Source organism: Chloroflexus sp. (assembly GCF_034431535.1).
In the GTDB taxonomy this organism is placed as follows: domain Bacteria; phylum Chloroflexota; class Chloroflexia; order Chloroflexales; family Chloroflexaceae; genus Chloroflexus.
In genome coordinates, this window is the sequence record NZ_DAOUDC010000034.1 from 1 (window position 1) to 5,477 (window position 5,477).

At 58.1% G+C, this 5,477-nt stretch carries 4 protein-coding genes; all 4 read left to right on the top strand.

What is annotated here, in order from left to right:
• Positions 1–136: 136 nt before the first annotated feature.
• Positions 137–1,054: a PH domain-containing protein gene (locus U9R61_RS09065; protein ID WP_322488491.1), complete on the top strand. Its 918-nt coding sequence runs from the start codon at positions 137–139 to the stop codon at positions 1,052–1,054.
• 257 nt (positions 1,055–1,311) lie between these two features.
• Complete coding sequence (locus U9R61_RS09070; RefSeq protein WP_322488492.1) at positions 1,312–3,108, top strand: peptide ABC transporter substrate-binding protein; 1,797 nt, start codon at positions 1,312–1,314, stop codon at positions 3,106–3,108.
• A gap of 88 nt (positions 3,109–3,196) precedes the next feature.
• A complete protein-coding gene (locus U9R61_RS09075) occupies positions 3,197–4,201 on the top strand; it encodes an ABC transporter permease (protein ID WP_322488493.1) in 1,005 nt (334 codons plus the stop codon).
• Positions 4,202–4,472: 271 nt separating this feature from the next.
• On the top strand, positions 4,473–5,450 hold the full coding sequence (locus U9R61_RS09080; RefSeq protein WP_322488494.1) for an ABC transporter permease: 978 nt from the start codon (positions 4,473–4,475) through the stop codon (positions 5,448–5,450).
• The last annotated feature ends 27 nt before the right edge of the window (positions 5,451–5,477 follow it).

Consider the following 5,477-nt stretch of genomic DNA (forward strand, 5'->3'; position numbering starts at 1 on the left):
GGTTATGGAGTGGGGCCGTTACCCGGCCGCACTCCATAACTAGGCCGCGCGGCTCGTTTGATGGGATGAGGGACGCAATTGCTGCCACAGACCGGCAATAATACGGTTGCGGGTCTGCTTGGCTTAATAACGCACTATGCAACGCTGGCGACCAATAGCAACAGCTCGTATCTGGCTTGGCCTTATTCTTGCCGTCGTGAGTGCAGCGGGGGCAGGTTGGCTGTTGCTCAGCATGAGTGCGGCGCTGAGCGGGCCGCCTGAGCAGTGGCCGATTGATAGCTGGTTGTTTGGGCAGACCGTGCTCGCGCTTGGTTTACTAGCACTGGCCGGTTTCCTCATCTACCGCACTGCTGCTGCGATGACCTTACGGTACAGCTTAGACCGCAATGGGTTATACATCCAATGGCTGGGCAGCCGCGCCGTCATTCCGCTAACCTTGATCGATCGGGTCGAACAAGGCGCGCCAGCGATCGGCGACTGGCGCACAGCATTGGCGAGCATCGGCTATTACCATGGCCGCGTCCAGACTCATGACGGCATCGTCGTTCATCGCTTTACCACCCGGCCATTAGCAGAAGCGTTGGTGATCTACGCCGGCAATGCAGCCTACGCCATCTCACCCACCGACCAAGCCGGCTTCGTGCAAGAATTAGAGCAGAGGCGACGGCTTGGCGCCATTCAGACGCTGACGCCCGGTATTGAAGTCGCCCGTTTTCTGGTCTACGACTTTTGGGCCGATCCGGTCATCCGGCAATTGTTACTCGTGACGCTCATACTTAATCTGGTCTTGTTTGGGGCCATTGCAGTCATCTATCCCTCGTTGCCGTCCCAGATCGAATGGCGTGGCGACCAGATTGGCGCCGCCGCCGAATTAGCCCCGCGCATCCGCATCTTTTTCTTGCCGGTAGCGGCTGCACTGACCGCACTGTTCAATCTCATTGGCGGTCTGATCGTCTACCGGCGCAGCCCCTTGGCCGCGCGCCTGTGGCAAGGATTTTCGCTTGGGGTGCAGCTCTTCTTCGCGATTGCCACTGTCGCTGTATTGCGAGCATAATTGTTGCCTTGACAAGCATCCGTCCCACATGGTACGATCCCCCATATCGAAGGGGGATTTTTCACATCTGTGGTTGGTTGTTCTCTTGCGCAGTCTGCGCCGACATCGTGTATCTTATCGGGCAGAAAGGAGGCAAGAGCGAACGCCATCGGCTACCTTTACCCTATTCTCCTGCGCAGCACTGTGCTAGAGCGATTACAGCCACCTGCCCCGTTTCGATGAGGTGTTTCGTGTCACAGATGCTAAGGAGTATCGCGATGAATCCGCTTCGCTGGCGTCACGCGCTCGCCCTCACGCTGCTGTTTGGGTTGCTATTGCCCATCTTGGCAGCTTGTGGCGGCGGCAATCCCCCGGCTACGCAAGCAACGACTGCTCCGGCTGAACAGCCAACCACCGCCCCAGCCACCCAACCGACTGCTGCTCCGCAGCCAACTGCTGCCGCCGAACCAACGACTGCCCCGGTCGCTAGCACTGCGCAACCCGGCGTGTTGCGCCTCAACACTGGCTCAGAGCCAGACAATGTTGATCCGCAGAAGGCCAGCTTCGTCAACGAGATCCAGTTCATTATGATGGCCTATCAGGCCTTGATGACCTTTGATCTCGATATGAACCCCATTCCGGGGGCTGCCGAGAAGGTTGACGTATCGGCTGACGGTACCGTCTACACGTTTACCTTGCGCCGCGACGGCAAGTACAGTGATGGCACGCCATTGACTGCGCGCAACTTTGAGTATGCGTGGAAGCGGCTGGCTGATCCAGAGACGGCAGGTGAGTACCAGTCGTTGCCATGTGGCATTATTAAAGGCTACAGTGAATATAGTGCCGCCGCTTGCCAAGGCTTGTCGATGGAAGAGGTCATGAAGCTCGATCTCGACAAGCTGCGCGACGAGTTTGGCGTCAAGGCGCTGGATGATTACACGCTGCAGATCGAGCTGGTTGCGCCGGCGCCGTATTTCCTCAGCATGGCCGCGCTCTGGATTGGCGCGCCGGTGCGCGAGGAGGACGTGGCGCAAGGCGATGACTGGTGGTACGATCCGGCCAACTATATTGGCAACGGCCCCTTCATGTTGAAAGAGTGGGAGCACGACAGCAAGGCGATCTGGGAGCCGAACCCCTATTACGCGGGGCCGTTGGGGCCGGTTAAGCTCAAGCGGGTTGAGTACTACATGATCACTGATGGCCAAGTTGCCTTCCAAGCTTACCAGAATGGTGAGCTTGATATTCTCGGCGTCGGTGCCGAAGACTTGGCAACGGTCAAATCAGACCCAGTCTTGAGCCAGCAGACCATTGATGTCCCCGGTTCTTGCACCTTCTACTTTGGTTTCAACCTCGCCAAGCCGCCATTTGACAACAAGCTCGTGCGGCAAGCGTTTGCACAGGCGCTCGATCGCGAAGCCTACGTGCGCGATGTCTTCCAAGGTCTCGGCACACCGACCTACAGCTTCATCCCACCCGGCTTCCCCGGCTACCAACCCGATTTGCGGCTGTGGGAGTTCAACGCCACCAAGGCCAAGCAGACATTGGCCGATGCGGGTTATCCGAACGGGCAGGGCTTGCCGGAAATTAAGCTGACCTATTCAGGCACCGCGCGCAACAACGCTCGCTTCGAGTGGGTGGCCAACCAGTTCAAGCAGAATCTTGGCATCGACGTGATCCTCGATCCGATCGATCCGACCGCCTTTGCTGCGGCGACCAAAGACAATCCGCCACAGATGTTCTCGCTGGGTTGGTGCGCCGACTATCCCGATCCGCAGAACTGGGTCTCACTCTTCCAGACCAACGGCTTGCTCAGCACGCGCGTCAACTACTCGAACCCGCAGCTCGACGAGCTGGTGCGGCAGGCTGATATTGAGCAAGACCCGGTGCGCCGTGCCGAGCTGTATGCGCAGGCGCAAACCATTCTGGTTGAAGACGCGCCGGTTGTCTTCATGCTCAACAACGGCGGCCCGGTGCTGGTCAAACCGTATGTAAAGGGTGTCACGCCAGAAACGATCACGCCGCTTGATTACTGGCTCGGCTTCTTCAACTTGCCGAATGTGGACGTCCAGCCCTAAGCAGCATCGTATGCGTTAGGTTTAACGCAGAGGCGCAAGAGAGGTTCATCTGCGCCTCTGCGTCTGCCAACCATTTTAGGAATACAGTATGACCGCCTACATCATCCGGCGTATCTTGTGGAACATCCCGGTGCTGATTATCGTGGGCTTTGTCACGTTTGGCATCGCCAAGCTGACGCCGGGAGGTCCATTCGATACCCAACCCGAACGGCGCCAGCTCTCGCCGCGGGTCGAAGCGATTTTGCGCGAACGGTTCGGGATGGATCTGCCGTTTTGGCGCCAGTTTACCCGCTATATGTTTCTTGATGTCGTGCCCGATCCCAAAACCGGTGAATGGAAGATTCAGTGGGGCGCGATTGCCGGTAATCTTGGCCCGACCTACTCGTCGCGAGGGGCGCGCACGGTGCAGCAAGAGCTGTTTGAGGGCTCGCCAACCCGGCCCAGTAAGTTTTACTATTCGGCCCGGCTAGGGTTGCAGGCGCTCTTGTTTGCGGTCGTCTTCGGCATTCCGCTGGGCATTCTGGCTGCGCTGCGCCAAAATACATGGCTTGATTACCTGCTCTCATTGTCGTCAACTATCTTTGTTGCATTAGGAACACTGATTACCAGTTTGATCTTGGTGATCGTCTTTGCCGTTATTCTCAACTGGTTTACCGTTATCCCCGATTGGAACGATCCGGTGAAGCCGTGGATCTTGCCAACGGTGGCGTTAGGCACGACTAGCATGGCATTCATTGCCCGCCTGACCCGCTCAAGCGTGCTCGAAGTGAAACGGCAAGACTACATTCGCACGGCGCAGGCGAAGGGGTTGGCCGGGCAGGTGATTGTCTGGCGTCACATGCTGAAAAATGCGCTGCTGCCGGTGGTGACGATTTTGGGGCCGGCGCTGGCCGGTCTGATCACCGGCACCCTGTTTGTTGAGACAATCTTTCAGGTGCCCGGCATGGGCCGCACCTTCGTTGATGCAATCGGCAAACGCGACTATTCGATGATTATGGCCGGTTCGCTGATTTACGTCTTCTTTTTGGGAATTGCTAATCTCCTGGTCGACATTGCGTATGGCGTGCTTGATCCACGGATTAGCTATAAGTAGAGCGGGAATGGCGAGGAGCGAAGCAGGCCGATGAGCCGCATCAGGGAGAGAGAGTGATCGGTTCATGCGGGCAAGCAGCCCGCGCTCCGTGGGTAACGTGCGCTAGGTGATGGCCGCCGGCGGATAGCTTTGTGAGGATTGTGGCGCACTTGATCCGCGGATGAGCTATCAGGAACGTTGTGAAAGATAGGGAGTGGGAAAGGGAGGTAGGTGCGTTGCAAGCCGCCCACTCACTCGTGAGCGCGTTATCGGTTGATAGTGAGGAGCAGACGTGACGTCACCGGCCAAGTCGTTGACCAACCCGATCGATATTCAAGCCCTCAACACCAAACCGCGCAGCTTGTGGTCAGATGCGCTGGCGCGGCTCCGGCGCAACCGGGCAGCGATGGTCGGGCTCGTGGTGATTATCCTCTATGTGATCGTGGCGATTGCTGCGCCGTGGCTCGCGCCGTTTAACCCCGTCCAGCAGATCCCTAATAACAGCCTGCGCCCGCCGGCATGGGTGACGGACAACCCGGCCCGCATGGGGGTGCCTGAGCACCTGCTTGGCACTGATACGCTGGGGCGCGATGTGTTGTCGCGGTTGATGTATGCCATCCGGGTGTCGCTGATTGTGGGGATTGTACCGCAGGTTGCGATTTTGCTGATCGGAGTGACGATTGGTCTGATCTCAGGTTTTGCCGGCGGGTGGCTTGATAACCTGCTTATGCGCTTTACCGAGATCGTGGCGGCCTTCCCCGATCTGCTGTTTATTATCGCTCTCTCGACTGCCTTCCGCGAGACGTGGCTTGGCCGTACCTTCAACGGATTGCTGCTGATCTTCGTCGCCGTCTCGCTGGTGAGTTGGACGGGGATTGCCCGCTTGGTGCGCGGGCAGGTGTTGTCGCTGAAGGAGAAGGAGTTTGTCGAGGCGGCGCGGGCGATTGGGGTGCCGACCACGGCGATCTTGGGGCGGCATATCTTGCCCAATACATTAGCGCCGATTATTGTCTCGACCTCGTTTAGCATTCCCGCTCTGATCAGCGCCGAGGCGGTATTGACCATTCTCGGCGTGGGCATGCGGCCATCGGTTGATCCTGATAATCCCTTCCCAACTAGTCTAGGGGTGATGTTGACCGAAGGTTATAACAATCTGTCGTCGGGACCGTGGTTGCTCAGCTTTCCGGTGATTTTGATTGCGGGGTTGATGTTGTCGTTTACGTTCCTTGGTGACGGATTGCGGGATGCGTTGGATCCGCGGGAACGGTGATGGGGGCGCGGGGCAGGGCGACGCCCT